Below are 14,455 nucleotides of genomic sequence, written 5' to 3'. Positions count from 1 at the left end.
CCGTCAGCTAGATGCTCCCGATCGTCTTCAACCTTACCCGCGGATGCACTTCGTTCTGGCTCATCACCACGGTCTGCGGGCGGAAGCGTTCGATGATGGCGCGGACGTGGGGGCGGATGCCGGGGCTGGTGATCAGCACCGGGATTTCGCCCATCTGGGCGGCGTTCTCGAAGCCCTGCTGGATGCCGATGATGAACTGCTGCAGGCGGGACGGGGCCATTGCGAGGTGGCGGTCGTTGCCGTCGCCGACCAGCGCCTCGGCGAAGTCGCGTTCCCACTGCGGCGAGAGCGTGAGGAGTGGCAGGTTGCCGTCGGGGCCGAGATTGGCAGCGCAGAGCTGGCGGGCGAGGCGGGAGCGGACGTGCTCGGCAATGGTCTGGGCGGTACGGCCCGGGCCGGCGATCTCGGCGATACCTTCGAGAATGGTCGGCAGGTCGCGGATCGAGATGCGCTCGATGAGCAGGGTTTGCAGTACGCGCTGGACGCCGGAGACCGAGATCTGGCTGGGGATGATGTCCTCGACCAGCTTCTGCTGGTCTTTGGTGAGGCCGGCGAGCAGCGACTGGACGTTGGCGTAGCTGAGGAGGTCCGAGACGTTGGCCTTCAGCACCTCGGTGAGGTGGGTGGAGATCACGGTCGAGGGATCGATGATCGAGTAGCCGCGGAGTTCCGCCTCGTCGCGCAGCGCCGGCTCGATCCAGGTGGCGGGCAGGCCGAAGGTCGGCTCGGTGGTGTGGACGCCGGGCAGGTTGATCTCCTTGCCCATGGGGTCCATCACCATCAACTGGTGCGCGAAGATCTGGCCACGGCCGGCATCGACCTCCTTGATCTTGACGCGATAGTCGTTGGGCTCGAGCTGCATGTTATCGAGGATGCGGACCGGCGGCATGATGAAGCCGAGTTCGGTCGCGAGCTGGCGGCGCAGCGCCTTGATCTGCTCGGTGAGCCGGTCAGTGCCGGTGTCGTCTTCCTTGACCAGTGACAGAAGACCATAGCCAAGCTCGAGCTTCAGCTCGTCGATCTTGAGGCTGTCCGAGATCGGTGCTTCCGAGGCGATCGGGTTGGCCTGGGCGTGCTCCATGGCGGCTTCGACGATGGCGCGGTCGGCAGTGGCGGCGTGCTTCTTGCCCGACTTGAAGGCCAGCCAGCCGCAGCCACCGGCGAGGGCGAGGAAAGGGATGATCGGCATGCCCGGCAGCAAAGCCAGCGCGCCGATGACGGCGGCGGACATGCCGAGCGCCTTGGGGTAGCCAGTGAACTGCTTCACCAGCGCCTTGTCGGCGGAGCCGGCGACGCCGGCCTTGGAGACGAGGAGGCCGGCGGCGGTCGAAACGATCAGCGCCGGGATCTGGGAGACAAGGCCATCGCCGACGGTGAGCAGAGTGTAGTTGTTGCCGGCTTCCTGGAAGGTCAGCCCTTCCTGCAGCATGCCGATGACCATGCCGGCGATGATGTTGATGAAGGTGATGAGGAGGCCCGCGATGGCGTCGCCGCGCACGAACTTCGAGGCACCATCCATGTTGCCGAAGAAGGCGCTTTCGGCCTCGAGGTTCTCGCGGCGCTTCCTGGCCGTGGTTTCGTCGATCAGGCCGGCCGAGAGATCGGCGTCGATGGCCATCTGCTTGCCCGGCATGGCGTCGAGGTTGAAGCGCGCCGCGACTTCAGCGATGCGGCCCGAGCCCTTGGTGATGACGATGAAGTTGACGATGATCAGGATGGCGAAGACGACGACGCCGATGACGAAGTTGCCCCGCATGACGAAGTTGCCGAACGCCTCGATGACGTGACCGGCAGCGTCGGTGCCGTTATGGCCTTCGGCGAGGATCAGGCGGGTGGTGGCGAGGTTGAGCGCCAGCCGCAGCATGGCGGCGATCAGCAGCACCGTCGGAAAGGACGAGAACTCGAGCGGCGTCTGGATGAACAGCGCCGTCATCAGGATCAGCACCGAGAAAACGATCGAGATCGCCAGCAGCCCATCGAGCAGCAGCGGCGGCAGCGGCACGATGAGGACGACGATGATCCCCATGATGCCGATGGCGAGCCCGATATCGGACGTGCCGAGCGCCTTCCAGAGGCCCTGGATCGAGAAGGTCGGAAGCTTCAGGCCGGAGGGGCCGGGGGCAGAGAGATCAGCCACGAGGGGATCCTGAAGTCAGAGCGCTAGGAGTGGAGTAGTCGTCGATCACGCCGCCGAGTTCCGCTGCTCGCCGGGAGCGGCGATGGCGATGCCTTCGTCGGCATACTGGTTGAGCTTGTTGCGAAGCGTGCGGATCGAGATGCCCAGGATGTTCGCGGCGTGGGTGCGGTTGCCGAGCACGTGGTCGAGCGTGTCGAGGATCAGGTCGCGCTCGACGTCGGCGACGGTGCGGCCGACCATGGTGCGCGAGATGTTCTCGGCGGTTTGCGCTGCCTGGCCGGCGAGCGACGCCATCGCGACGACTTCGCTGAGGCCGGTGCCGTCCGGCATCGAGATCGCGTCGGGGCCGATGATTTCGCCGCCCGAGAGCAGCACGGCGCGGTGCAGGGTGTTCTCGAGTTCGCGGACGTTGCCCGGCCAGGGCGCGCGGAGCAGGGCTTCGCGGGCTTCAGCGGAAAGGACGCGGCGGCCGAGGCCGTTGGCCTTGGCGTATTTGTCGACGAAGTGATCGCTGAGCGCGGCAGTGTCACCCGGACGTTCGCGCAGTGAAGGGAGCTTGAGGTTCACCACGTTGAGCCGGAACAGCAGGTCCTCGCGGAAGCTGCCTTCCTTCACCGCTTCATTGAGGTTGCGGTTCGAGGTGGCGATGATGCGGATATCGACCGGCACCGGCTTGGTGCCGCCGACGCGGTCGATCAGCCGTTCCTGGATGGCGCGGAGAAGCTTGGCTTGGAGCCGCACGTCCATTTCGCTGATTTCGTCGAGCAGCAGCGTGCCGCCGGTGGCTTCCTCGAACTTGCCGATGCGGCGCGCGATGGCCCCGGTGAAGGCGCCCTTCTCGTGGCCGAACAGTTCGCTCTCGAGCAGCGCCTCGGGGATGGCGGCGCAGTTGATCGAGATGAACGGGCGGCTGGCGCGCTTCGAGCGGGAGTGGAGGTACTTGGCCATGACCTCCTTGCCGGTGCCGCTCTCGCCGGTGATCAGCACCGAGGCGTCGGAGCCGGCGACCTGGTCGGCGAGCTTGACGACGCGGGCCATGGCCGGGTCGCGGTAGAGGAAGTCGGAGGACTCGCGGGCGACGGCAGCGATGACGGCGGCGATCAGCTCGGCGTCGGGCGGCAGCGGGATGTATTCCTTGGCGCCGGCACGGATGGCGCTGACGGCGGCGGCGGCGTTGCTCTCGGTGCCGCAGGCGACCACCGGGATGACGATGCGTTCGGCATCGAGCCCGGCGATCAGGCCGGCAATGTCCATCATCACATCGACCAGCAGCAGGTCGGCGCCGCGGCCGGCGCGGAGCGAAGCGAGCGCGATCTCGATCGAGGGGGCATGGGCAACCTTGGCGCCGCCGTCCATGGCGAGCTTGGTAGCGGTGGTGAGCTGGCCTTCGAGGGCGCCGACGATAAGAAGCCGCATGATCAGGCCGCCTTGATGATTTCGGTCATGGTGACGCCGAGACGGTTCTCGACGAGGACGATTTCGCCGCGCGCGACGAGGCGGTCGTTGACGTAGATTTCGACGGCTTCGCCGACCTGGCGGTCGAGCTCGACGACGGTGCCCACGTCCATCTTGAGGAGGCTCGCCACCGGCACCTTGGCGCGGCCGAGCACCACCGAGATGCGGACGGGGACGTCGAACACGGCCTCGAGGTCGGCGGCGGTCTTTTCGCCGGGCGGGGTGTGGCCCTCGCGACCGGGAGCAGTCATTTCCTCGAAGGTGACGCCGGTATCGCCAGTGCTCATTGCTCGGACTCCTCAATTCGTATGCCGCGGGCGGCAAAGTATTCGGCGATGCGGGCGTCGATTTCGGCGCTCAGCTTGCGGATGTCGCGGACCACGCCGCCATCGGCCCACTCGATGCGGGCGTCGCCGATGGCGATGTCGGGGTCGCCGAGGACGACGAGGCGGCCAGTGAAGCCGGAGGTGGTCATCTTGGCGGTGGCGATATCGCGCACGGCTTCGGCCAGCGCCGGATCGCAACGGATGACGAGGTGCGGCACGCCATCGAGCGTCGCCATGCACTCGGCTACCAACTGCTCGATTTCGACGGTGGGTTCGCGGGCGATCAGGCCACCGGCGAGCTTGCGGGCGATCGACAGCGAGAGCTCGACGCCCTCGGCGATGGTCTGCTTGCGCGCGTCGTCGATGCTGGCCGCCATCGCGGCGACACGAACGGCCAGCGACTCGGCGGCAGCGGCCTCGGCCTTCGCGGCCTTGGCCACGGCGGTGCGTTCGCCCTCGGCGAGGCCAGCCTCGCGCGCTTCGCGGCGGGCTTCCTCGAGCAGCGCGGCCATCGCCGTCTCGGTGACCAGCGAGTTGCGCTCCTGGCGGCGGCCGAGGTCGAGGTCGAAGGTGAATTTGGCGGGGGTGGCGCTCATCAGCCGATCATCTCTTCATCGGCCTTGCCCTTGGTGATGATGATCTCGCCCTTGGCGGCGAGGTCCTTGGCGGTGGCGACCATGCGGCCCTGCGCCTCGTCGACGTCCTTCAAACGGACCGGGCCCATGGCCTCCATGTCGTCCTTCAGCATCTTGCCGGCGCGGGCCGACATGTTGGCGAAGAACACCTCTTTCACCGTGTCGTTGGCGCCCTTGAGCGCGAGGCCCAGTTCCTTCTTGTCCATTTTCTGGACCAGCGTCTGGATCGCCGAGGCTTCCAGCCGCGCCAGGTCCTCGAAGGTGAACATCAGCGCCTTGATGCGGTCGGCGCCGTCGCGATCGCGCTCTTCCAGAGTGGTGATGAAGCGCGCTTCGGTCTGGCGGTCGAAGGAGTTGAAGATCTCAGCCATCTGCTCGTGGCTATCGCGACGCTTGGTGTGGCTGAGGGTCGACATGAACTCGGTGCGGAGCGTCGTCTCGATCTTTTCGAGGATCTCCTTCTGCACCGGGTCGAGCGACAGCATGCGCTGCACGACTTCCATCGCCAGCTCCTCGGGCAGGGAGCCGAGGACCTTGCCGGCATGGTCCGTGGCGATCTTGGAGAGCACCACGGCGATGGTCTGCGGGTACTCGTTCTTCAGGTAGCTGGCGAGCACGTCTTCCTGAACGTTCGACAGCTTCTCCCACATGTTGCGGCCGGCGGGTCCGCGGATCTCTTCCATGATCGAATCGACGCGATCCTGCGACAGGAAGCTCAGCAGCAGCCGCTCGGTGGTGTCGGAGTTGCCGGCGATGGTGCCGTTGGATGAGACGCGGGTGACGAATTCGACCAGCAGCGAATCCAGCATGTCCTGGGTGATGGGCCCCAGCTTCACCATGGCGCGCGACAGCTGGCGGATTTCCATCTCGTCCAGCTCTTCGAGGATCGGCTTGCCGAAATCGGGACCAAGCGCCAGCAACAGCACGGCGGCCTTCTCGTCGCCCGAAAGGGCGCGCTGGCTGGCATCGGCACCGATGACCAGCTGCTTGTTCATCACCTGGTCGGTGGTCTGGGCGATTGCAGCGGCGGCGGCCATCTACAGGGTCCTCATGTGGCGCTCGCCAGCCAGTCGCGCACGATCAGCGCGGCCTGCTTGGGGTTTTCATCGACCAGCTGGCCCACCGTCTTCAAGGTCTGGGCCTGGCTCTCGCCCATCGACTTGGCGTTGTTCATCCAGGCGGGGACGCGCGGTGGCTTCCTCGGCTCTTCCTCTTCGGTGTACTCGCCGTTGAGGTTGGGGAGGGTCGAGACGATGGCGTTGCTGCCGAAATTGCCAGGGCCGGAGCCGGGATGCCCGCCGAGTTCGGCGCTGGCGGGTAGCGCGAGGGTCTTGGGCTCCGGCGCCAGCACGCGCTTCAGCAGCGGGCGGAGGACGAAGAACACCAGCGCCAGGGCGATGAGCAGGGTGACCGCCATTTCGGCGCCGTTCATCAGGTCGTCGCGGGTGAAATCGAGCAGGCCGGGCTCGCTGGTGCCGGCGGCGGCGAGTTCGGGGCGGTCGGCGAACTGCAGGTTCGCGACCTGCACCTGGTCGCCGCGGGCGTCGGAGAAGCCGACGGCGGATTTCACCAGCGCGGTGATCTGGTCGATCTCGGCCTGGGCGCGCGGGGTGTAGACCGAGTTGCCGTTGGCGTCGGCGACGTAGGTGCCGTCGACCACCACGGCGATCGACAGCCGCTTGATGCCGCCGGCTTCGGTGAGCGCAGTTTCGGTGACCTTGGAGATTTCGAAGTTGGTGGTCTCTTCGGTTGTCGAGCCCTGCTCCATGGTCGACGTGCCGCTGCCGGTATTGGCCGAGGCGCCGGGCAGTTCGTTGGAGACGCTGACCTGGCCGCTGTCGCCACCCTGGGCGGAGTTGGCGAGGTCGCGGGTCTGGGTGGAGCGGACGACCTGGCTGTTCGGGTCGAACGTCTCGGAGGTCTTGCTCAGCCGGTTGAGGTCGAGTTCGGCCGAGACCTGAACGCGGGCGCGCCCCGAGCCGACGATGTTGGCGAGCAGGTCTTCGACCCGGCCGCGCAGGCGATTCTCGACGTTGAGAGTGCGCTCCTCGGTTTCGCCGGCAATGACGTCCTCGGGGCCGTTGCCGGCGCCGGAGGCGAGGAGCCGCCCGGTGTCGTCGACGACCGAGACGCGGGCCGGGGTCAGGCCCTCGATAGCCGAGGCGGCGAGATGCTGGATGGCGCGGATTTCGCCGGCCGAGAGTTCGCCGCGGACGGACAGGACGATTGAGGCGGTGGGGTCCTTCTGCTCGCGGCTGAACAGGGCGCGTTCGGGCAAGACGAGGTGGACGCGGGCGCTCTTGATGCGGGCGAGCGAGGAGATGGTGCGGGCGAGTTCGCCTTCGAGCGCGCGGACATTGTTGATGTTCTGGACGAAGCTGGTGGCGCCCAGCGTCGACTGCTGGTCGAAGATCTCGTAGCCGACCTGACCCTTGTTGGGCAGGCCATCCTGCGCCAGCGACATACGGATTTGGGTGATCTGGTCGCGCGGCACCAGTATGGTGTCGCCTTCGCCGCGGATTTCGTAATTGACGTTCTGGGTCTGGAGTTCGGTGACGATGGCCGCCGAATCCTCGAACGAGAGGCCGGAGTAGAGCGGCGCCAGTGGAGGCGTCGAGGCGCGCATGATGAGGAACGCGAAGAACCCCAGCATGAGTACGGCTATGACGGCCATGGCGGCGACGCGCGCCAAACCGAGGCGGTTGAAGAACTGCAGCAACCCGTCCACGCGGACTGTACCCTTGTCTATTCGAGGGTGCGCGCGAACGCACCGAGCCCATGGGCAAAAATTACCTAGTGGATGGTAAACAAGTCATTAACCGGCCGTTGCAGAATGCAAAAACAGGCAACGATTGCCGAGTGAGGGTTAAGGAGAGGTGAGTATGGGAAGTTTGCGTATCCTGGGTCGGGTAACCTCGATCAACGTCCGCAAGGTGAGATGGACGGCCGACCTGATCGGGATCGAGTACGAAACCGAGGTCTGGGGCCTGCCCGACCGTGACCCGAAGGTGCCGGAGTTCCTGGCGCTCAACCCCAACGCGCAGGTGCCGGTGATCGTCGATGACGGGTTCGTGCTGTGGGAGAGCAACGCCATCATGCGCTATCTCGCCGAGTCGCGGCGGAGCGGGCTGTGGCCGGTGATGCCGCGGGAGCGGGCGCTGGTCGACCAGTGGCTGACCTGGCAGGTGGCGGAACTCAACGCGCAATGGGGCTACGCCGTCTACGCGCTGATGCGCAAGAACCCGGCCTACACCGACGAAAAGCGCATCGCCGATTCGATCCGCAACTGGTCGGCGAAGATGCAGATGCTCGAGGCTCGGCTCGTCGAAGGCGGCGGCTTTGCCGCCAATGGCCGCCTGAGCATTGCCGATATCGGGCTGGCCGTATCGAGCCATCGCTGGTTCTCGACCCCGTTCGACCGCCCGGAACTGCCGGCCGTGCGCGAGCACTACGAGCGGCTGAAGGCCACCCCTGAAGGCCAGAAGTACATGGGGGAGGGGACGCCGTAGCAGCGGACCTCGGAGGGACACGGGCATGGGCCGGCTGAGGATTCTCGGGCGCGTCACGTCGAGCAACGTGCGCAAGGTCTTGTGGACTGCCGACCTGATCGGGCTCGACTACGAGCACGAGGTCTGGGGGCAGCCGCATCGCGATCCCAAGGTGCCGGAATTCCTCGCGCTCAACCCCAATGGGACGGTGCCGGTGATCGTCGATGACGGGTTCGTGCTGTGGGAGAGCAACCCCATCATGCGCTATCTCGCCAACACGAGGCGGAGCGCGCTGTGGCCGGTAGATGGCCGGGAGCAGGGGCTGGTCGATCAATGGCTCAGCTGGCAGGCGGAGGAACTGCTGCCGTCCTGGCTCTATGCCGTCACCGCGCTGCTGGGCAAGAACCCGGCCTTCGCTGACCCGGTGCGGATCGCGGAGTCCATATCGGCGTGGTCGGCGAAGATGCGGATGCTCGACGAGCAACTGGGCAAGGGCGGCGGGTTCGTTGCCAATGGACGGCTCAGCCTGGCGGACCTGGCGATGGCGATCTCGGCGCATCGCTGGTTCTCGACGCCGTTCGATCGCCCGGAACTGCCGGCGGTTCGCGAGCACTACGAGCGGCTAAGGGCGACGGCGGAGGGGCGGAAGTACCTAAGCGCGGAGACCCCTTAGCGAGGTCGCGGTGCCCGCCTGAAACGACAAAACCCGCCTCGGCTGCCCGGGCGGGTTGGTCGTCACCACAAGGGAAGGCGTCAGCCTTCGCGGTAGTGCTGGATCCAGGTCGTACGAAGACCGGCGAGGCCATGCTTGTCGATGGCGGCCTGCCAGTTGAGGAACTCGTCGACAGAGAGGGTATAACGCTGGCAGGCTTCCTCAAGGCTCAAGAGGCCACCGCGAACTGCGGCGACAACTTCGGCCTTGCGGCGGATAACCCAACGACGAGTGTCTTTGGGGGGCAAGTCCGCAATCGTCAGCGGACTTCCATCCGGGCCGATCACGTACTTTACACGCGGACGCATTTGGACGGTCATTGTACTCACTTACTCAACCTGACCACATCCCGAACCGTAGCCCATCGCACTTAAAATTCGGCTAAGGCATTACTTAAAATGCGTTAAAAGCCGGGGCTCTCGGGGTGTCGGGTCATTAACATCTCAACAGCTAGTCGCGACCGATTCCGGCGACAAGGCTTGGTCGCAAGTTGCATGGAATGTGACTTGATTTGTCGCTATCGGCGGCATGAAAGGGGGCCTCGTCATGGCCAAGGACTTCCCCGCGCTCAATGCGCACCAGCGTGATTTCATCTCGCGCCAGCACTTCTTCTTCACCGCCAGTGCGGCGGCCGGCACGCGCATCAACATCTCGCCGCGCTCGACCGACATGTTCCGCGTGATGGGCGACAACAGTGCTTGCTACCTCGATCGCACGGGCAGCGGTAACGAGACCGCTGCGCATCTCAAGGCGGATGGGCGGATGACCATCATGTTCTGCGCCGTCGAGGGCCCGCCGCTGATCCTGAGGCTCTACGGCCGCGGCCGCATCATCCCGCGCGGCGGGGAGGAATACGCGGCGCTGCTGCATGAGCAGTTCGCCGACACCGAGCCGCTCGGCGCCCGGCAGATCACCTGGCTCGACTTCGACCTGGTGAAGACCTCATGCGGCTACGGCGTGCCGCTGATGAGCTACGAAGGCGAGCGCGACACCATGGACCGCTGGGCCGAAGCCAAGGGCGTCGACGGGATCGACGCGTATTGGCAGGAAAAGAACATGGTCAGCATCGACGGGTTGCCGACCGGGTTCGGGGGATAGGGGAGCCCGGTCGATCAGACCGAACTCTCCTCCGTCGTATCCGCATCTGCCGCGGTCTTCGCTCGCACCGAGAGGACGGCCGAAAGGTTGACGCGGGCGCCGCCGACGATCAGCACGGGCTCGGAGCCGGAGAAGTCGATGCCGGTGACTTCGCCGGTCATGTCGGTGGCCACGTCGACCAGCTTGCCGTTGGAGTCGCGGGCTTCGATCGTGACGGTGTAGGAGCCGTCTTCGCGCTGCTTGCCGTCGTTGCCGATGCCATCCCAGCTGAAGACGCTCTCGCCCTGGTTGACCGTGCCGGCCTTGGTGTAGACCACGTTGCCCTTGGCGTCGCGCACGGTGGCGATGATGTCGGCCTTCGATTCCACGGCGAAGTGCCAGGAGACGGCGCTGTCCACCATTTCGGCCTTGGTGCCCGCGGCAGTGACGATCTTGCCCACATAGCTCACCGCCTGCGAGTTGTTGGCGGTCTGCGTCGAGGTCATCATCGCCTCGAGGAACTCATTGGTCTTGAGCTGCTGCTCGACGCCGGTGAACTGCACCAGCTGCTGGGTGAAGGCGTTGGTATCGAGCGGATCGAGCGGGTTCTGGTTCTTCAGCTGCGTGGTCAAGAGCTGCAGGAACGTATCGAAGTTCTGCGCGATGGTCTGGCGGGTGCCACTGAGGGCGCTGTTTGACGTTGAACCGACACCGGAAACGGCCATCTGGGCCTCCTCACAGCGGGGTCAGACTTCCTGACCCCAAGACACAAAAAACTAGAGCGACGTCGCTCTACACGAACAGGTTGAGGCCACTGGCCGAAGCCGTGCCGCGATAAGTGGTGGTGGCGGCTTCCGCCGCCGTGTCGTCGCCGCCGGCGAAGCTGTCGCCGCGGCCACTGAAGCTGGGTTGGTCGCCGCGGCTGTCGCCCATGCCGCCCTGCTGGGCGAACGGGTTCTGGCGCAGCGAGAATTCGAGGTTGGTCTTGGTGCCATCGAGCCCGGCCTGCTGCAGCGCCTGCTGCAGGGAGCGCTGGTCGCGCTGCAGCAGGTCGAGCGTCTCGGGGCGCTCGACAGTCATGCGGGCGCTGATGGTGCCGGATTTGTCGACGTCGAGCCGCACGTCGATGCGGCCGAGTTCAGCGGGATCGAGGCGGATCTGGAAGCGGCTGCTGCCGGCCTCGAACTGGCGCACCACCTCGAAGGCGACCTGCGGGAGGTTCACCTGCTGCACCGGCACCTGGTAGGCGGCGTGGATGCTGCGGGCCGCCGCGGCTGCGCCAGCGACGAGAAGCGGAGCCGGGGGGGCAGTGCTGGCGGTGGCGTCCTGTGCGGCGGGTGCAGGCGAGGCTGCGGTGACGGCGGCTGGCTTGGGTTCCGGATCGGCGACGCGCGTCTCGGTGGTCGTGGGGGTGAGCACGACGGAGTGGCGGACACTGCCGGGGTCGCGCGGTGCCGGTGCCGGTGCTTCGGGCGCTTCGAGCTCCGGAGCGGGGGGCGTTTCGGCGCTCGCTTCGGGCTTGGTCGACTTGGCGACGGCCACGGGCACGACAAGCGACGGGGCAATGAAGGGTTGCGGCGCGGGCGCCTTGGGGGCGGCCGGCTTGGGCGCGGCGAGCGCCTCTATGATGCGCGCGATCTCCGGGTCCGCCGCCGCATCGCCGGAGAGTTCGGCGATCAGCTCGGGTGGCACGCTGCCGCTCTTCAGGCTCTTGGCGAGGGTTTCGAGCTTGGCCGCCAGTTCGGGCGATTGCGCCGCGAGCTTGTTGCCAAGGTCCCCGATCAGCTTGCCGAGCTTCGCCAGTGGCGCAGGAACCGCAGTTGGTGCAGCGCCGGCGTCGGCGTCGGCGTTGGCGTCGGGGGCAAGCCCCGGGGCAGAGGCAGCAGTTGCTGCGACGGCCGGCGCCGGCGCCGCAGTGGTTGAGGCGTCCTCGGCTGCTGCGATGACGGTGTCACTGGTCGGGATCGGGACAACGGGTTCGGCGGCGGCGCCTTCCGGCACCGGGGCTTCAGCCGGAATCACAGCGGCGTCGGGTGCGACCGTGGGAGGTGTCTCTATCGCCGGGGTGGCGGGGAATTCGGGCGCCGCGGTGGGCAGGATGCCTTCGCCGCTGGCGAGCGCGGTGATCTTGGGATCGATCTGCGGGGCCGGCGGCGCGAAGGTGCCGAGGTAGACGGCGACGGCATCGAGCGCATCGCTGAGCTTGTCTGCCAAGGCCGGGTCGACAGGCTTGCCGGCGTCGAGCGCGTCGTTGATAGCGATCAGCGCGTCGCTGAGTGTCTTCAGCAGGGATTTTCCCTGTGCGGTCTGCATCGGAGGCTGGTCGTTGATGGCGATCAGCGGCGTTACCGTGGCCGTTTCGGGCAGCACGGCCGCCTGGCGCAGGACGGCAGTCTCGGCAAAAGCGGTGGCTGGGGTTTCGCTTTCGGGTGTGGGTTGTGGGCCGAGCAGCGACAGCAGGGCCGCGAACAGGCCGGGCTCGGCGACGTCACCTGCCGGCGCCGCAGCCGAAGCGGTGCCTGTCGTCACGATGGACAACGCGGCCGGCGCAAAACCCGATGTAACCGATGCCGTCACAAACGCCTCACGAGACACAATGCTCCGGTGAGAGCGTTGCAAGCGCCGTGCCGGATAGATGAGTGAGTATTTTCAACGGGTTACGATAGATGCGAGCCCGGCATGGGCGGCAAAGCCTGCACGGGGCGGCAATATGTGCCGAGCGGGCCGTCGCTTGCGCCTCAGGCCGTTCCCTCTTATACCGCGCCGCATCCGTCGGACCTTGAACCCTTCTGGATGAGAGATATGGACCTGAATTCGCTTGATTTGCCCAAGCGTCCCCAGGACACGCGCGTTGTCGTCGCGATGTCGGGTGGCGTCGATAGTTCGGTGGTCGCCGGCCTGCTTGCCCGTGAGGGGTATGACGTAGTCGGGGTCACGCTCCAGCTTTACGATCATGGCGAGGCGACGCACCGCAAGGGCGCCTGTTGTGCCGGCCAGGACATCCACGATGCGCGGCGCGTGGCGCAGGCGCTGGGGATTCCGCACTACGTGCTCGACTACGAAGAGCGCTTCAAGAATTCGGTGATGGAGCCGTTCGCCAATGCCTATCGGCAGGGCGAGACGCCGGTGCCGTGCATCGCGTGCAACCAGAGCGTCAAGTTCGTCGACCTGATGGAAGTGGCGAAGGACCTGGGCGCCGACGTGCTGGCGACGGGGCACTATGTGCAGTCGAAGCTCGTCGACGGCAAGCGGCGGCTGTTCCGGCCGGTCGATGACTCGCGCGACCAGAGCTATTTCCTGTTCGCCACTACCGAGCAGCAGCTGGATTTCCTGCGCTTCCCGCTCGGCGGCATGACCAAGCCCGCGGTGCGCGAATTGGCGCGCGAGTTCGGGCTGGAGATTGCTGAGAAGCACGACAGCCAGGACATCTGCTTTGTGCCGCAGGGCAAATATGCCGACGTGATCCGCAAGATGCATCCCGAGGCGCTGGAGCAGGGCGAGATCGTGCATCTCGATGGCCGCGTGCTGGGCAAGCACGACGGCATCGTCAACTACACGATCGGGCAGCGGAAGGGCCTCGGCGTCGCCGCGGGCGAGCCGCTCTATGTGATCAAGCTCGAGCACCGGACCAGCCGGGTGATCGTCGGCCCGCGCGAGGCGCTGATGACGAAGACCGTGCGGCTGCGCGACGTGAACTGGCTGGGCGAGCGCGAACTGGCGTCGCTCGCCGCCGGCAACGGCATGCCGATCGAGGTGAAGGTGCGCTCGACGCGCCCGCCGCAGTCCGGCGCCGTGCACATGGCCGACGGCGAGGTGTTCGTCACGCTGTTCGCGGGCGAATACGGGATTTCGCCGGGGCAGGCCTGCGTATTCTACGCCGACGAGAGCGAGACCAGCGAAGTGCTGGGCGGTGGGTTTATTGCCGAGGCGGTGCCGCAGGCGCTGGTGGCTTAGGGCGTCGTGGTTTCGGCGGCCGGTGGCGTCGTTGATTCCTTGAGCTTCTGATAGTTGCCGAGGCCGCCCATCATTGCGGAGATGATGTAGGTCAGCAGCAGCGCGCCGAGCAGCAGCAGCACGATACGGCTGCGGGTGAGCTTGAACGGGCTGTCGGGCTTTTTCGGATCATCGGACATACGGATGGGACTACGCTTCCTGTGGCCGAGCGGCAAGGGCGGAGGTGCGCCCTGTGGCTGCGGAGCACTCGATGCCCATCTCCCCCTTGGCGGGGGAGAATGGAATTTCTTGGGCTTAGCCCTTCGCTAAGCCTTAGAAGGGGGGCGATGGAGGGCACATTGGCTCCACACCCTCCGGGTGTCATCCCAGCGAAAGCTGGGACCCATTTCACCACCCGCACTAGCCGCGAGTTGGGTCCCAGCTTTCGCTGGGATGACACGGGAGAATGGTGTCAGATCAGTGGCTTAGCAGAATCTTTGCGGGATCTATCCCCCCACTCCCCACCCATGCGATTCTCTCACCCATCCGCTGCACCGAAGCGAGATCATGACGAGTGGTTGGTGCGGGGGAGACCGGGTGGGCTGCGGGTCGCTGCAGTTCAGGCGGAAACCATCACGGCAAGGACCGGTTCGCCGGTCAAGCCGCTATCACGCGAGGGTCGCTCGATGCGG

14 protein-coding genes are annotated in these 14,455 nt (G+C 66.2%); 4 read left to right on the top strand and 10 right to left on the bottom strand.

From position 1 onward, the window contains the following. Window positions 1-7: 7 nt before the first annotated feature. Genes flhA through fliF form a run of 6 tightly spaced genes read right to left on the bottom strand, consistent with a single transcriptional unit; the run spans window position 8 to window position 7,281 of the window. A complete protein-coding gene (gene flhA, locus AC1DWU_RS09645; protein ID WP_477149760.1) occupies window positions 8-2,137 on the bottom strand; it encodes a flagellar biosynthesis protein FlhA in 2,130 nt (709 codons plus the stop codon). 45 nt (window positions 2,138-2,182) lie between these two features. Then, window positions 2,183-3,553, bottom strand: a complete 1,371-nt coding sequence (flbD, locus tag AC1DWU_RS09640) for a sigma-54-dependent transcriptional regulator FlbD (RefSeq protein WP_477149759.1) — start codon at window positions 3,551-3,553, stop codon at window positions 2,183-2,185. A 2-nt stretch (window positions 3,554-3,555) separates the two neighbouring features. Next, complete coding sequence (gene fliN, locus AC1DWU_RS09635; protein WP_477150061.1) at window positions 3,556-3,843, bottom strand: flagellar motor switch protein FliN; 288 nt, start codon at window positions 3,841-3,843, stop codon at window positions 3,556-3,558. A gap of 32 nt (window positions 3,844-3,875) precedes the next feature. After that, the gene (locus AC1DWU_RS09630; protein ID WP_477149758.1) at window positions 3,876-4,514 is read right to left on the bottom strand and encodes a FliH/SctL family protein; all 639 of its coding nucleotides are present in this window, start codon (window positions 4,512-4,514) and stop codon (window positions 3,876-3,878) included. Continuing rightward, a complete protein-coding gene (fliG, locus tag AC1DWU_RS09625; RefSeq protein WP_477150060.1) occupies window positions 4,514-5,548 on the bottom strand; it encodes a flagellar motor switch protein FliG in 1,035 nt (344 codons plus the stop codon). Before fliG ends, AC1DWU_RS09630 begins: the two co-directional genes overlap by 1 nt. 53 nt (window positions 5,549-5,601) lie before the next feature. Next, the gene (gene fliF / locus AC1DWU_RS09620; protein WP_477149757.1) at window positions 5,602-7,281 is read right to left on the bottom strand and encodes a flagellar basal-body MS-ring/collar protein FliF; all 1,680 of its coding nucleotides are present in this window, start codon (window positions 7,279-7,281) and stop codon (window positions 5,602-5,604) included. 154 nt (window positions 7,282-7,435) lie between these two features. Here fliF and AC1DWU_RS09615 point away from each other — a divergent pair, with 154 nt between their 5' ends. Both AC1DWU_RS09615 and AC1DWU_RS09610 read left to right on the top strand, forming a co-directional pair. Then, the gene (locus tag AC1DWU_RS09615; RefSeq protein ID WP_477149756.1) at window positions 7,436-8,062 is read left to right on the top strand and encodes a glutathione S-transferase family protein; all 627 of its coding nucleotides are present in this window, start codon (window positions 7,436-7,438) and stop codon (window positions 8,060-8,062) included. Between the two features lie 25 nt (window positions 8,063-8,087). Beyond that, window positions 8,088-8,714, top strand: coding sequence for a glutathione S-transferase family protein (locus AC1DWU_RS09610; protein ID WP_477149755.1), 627 nt, complete (start codon window positions 8,088-8,090; stop codon window positions 8,712-8,714). Window positions 8,715-8,794: 80 nt separating this feature from the next. Here the strand turns inward: AC1DWU_RS09610 and sciP are convergent, their stop codons facing one another. Continuing rightward, a complete protein-coding gene (sciP, locus tag AC1DWU_RS09605; protein ID WP_055046067.1) occupies window positions 8,795-9,073 on the bottom strand; it encodes a CtrA inhibitor SciP in 279 nt (92 codons plus the stop codon). Window positions 9,074-9,299: 226 nt separating this feature from the next. Between sciP and AC1DWU_RS09600 the strand changes: the two genes are divergently transcribed. Next, window positions 9,300-9,851 (top strand): pyridoxamine 5'-phosphate oxidase family protein, encoded by a 552-nt coding sequence (locus tag AC1DWU_RS09600; protein ID WP_477149754.1) that lies wholly within the window; start codon window positions 9,300-9,302, stop codon window positions 9,849-9,851. A gap of 14 nt (window positions 9,852-9,865) precedes the next feature. Here the strand turns inward: AC1DWU_RS09600 and AC1DWU_RS09595 are convergent, their stop codons facing one another. Then, complete coding sequence (locus tag AC1DWU_RS09595) at window positions 9,866-10,555, bottom strand: flagellar hook assembly protein FlgD (protein WP_477149753.1); 690 nt, start codon at window positions 10,553-10,555, stop codon at window positions 9,866-9,868. A gap of 67 nt (window positions 10,556-10,622) precedes the next feature. After that, complete coding sequence (locus AC1DWU_RS09590) at window positions 10,623-12,407, bottom strand: flagellar hook-length control protein FliK (RefSeq protein WP_477149752.1); 1,785 nt, start codon at window positions 12,405-12,407, stop codon at window positions 10,623-10,625. A gap of 225 nt (window positions 12,408-12,632) precedes the next feature. Here AC1DWU_RS09590 and mnmA point away from each other — a divergent pair, with 225 nt between their 5' ends. Further along, entirely contained in the window at window positions 12,633-13,784 is a 1,152-nt protein-coding gene (gene mnmA, locus AC1DWU_RS09585; protein WP_477149751.1) for a tRNA 2-thiouridine(34) synthase MnmA, read from the top strand. Here mnmA and AC1DWU_RS09580 read toward each other — a convergent pair. After that, window positions 13,781-13,963: a hypothetical protein gene (locus AC1DWU_RS09580; protein ID WP_477149750.1), complete on the bottom strand. Its 183-nt coding sequence runs from the start codon at window positions 13,961-13,963 to the stop codon at window positions 13,781-13,783. The genes mnmA and AC1DWU_RS09580 overlap by 4 nt on opposite strands. Window positions 13,964-14,455 lie beyond the last annotated feature (492 nt).

The organism is Devosia sp. P2_G7, from assembly GCF_056403495.1.
The sequence above is the reverse complement of the archived record's forward strand: the minus strand, read 5'-3'. Positions and strand labels throughout refer to the sequence as shown.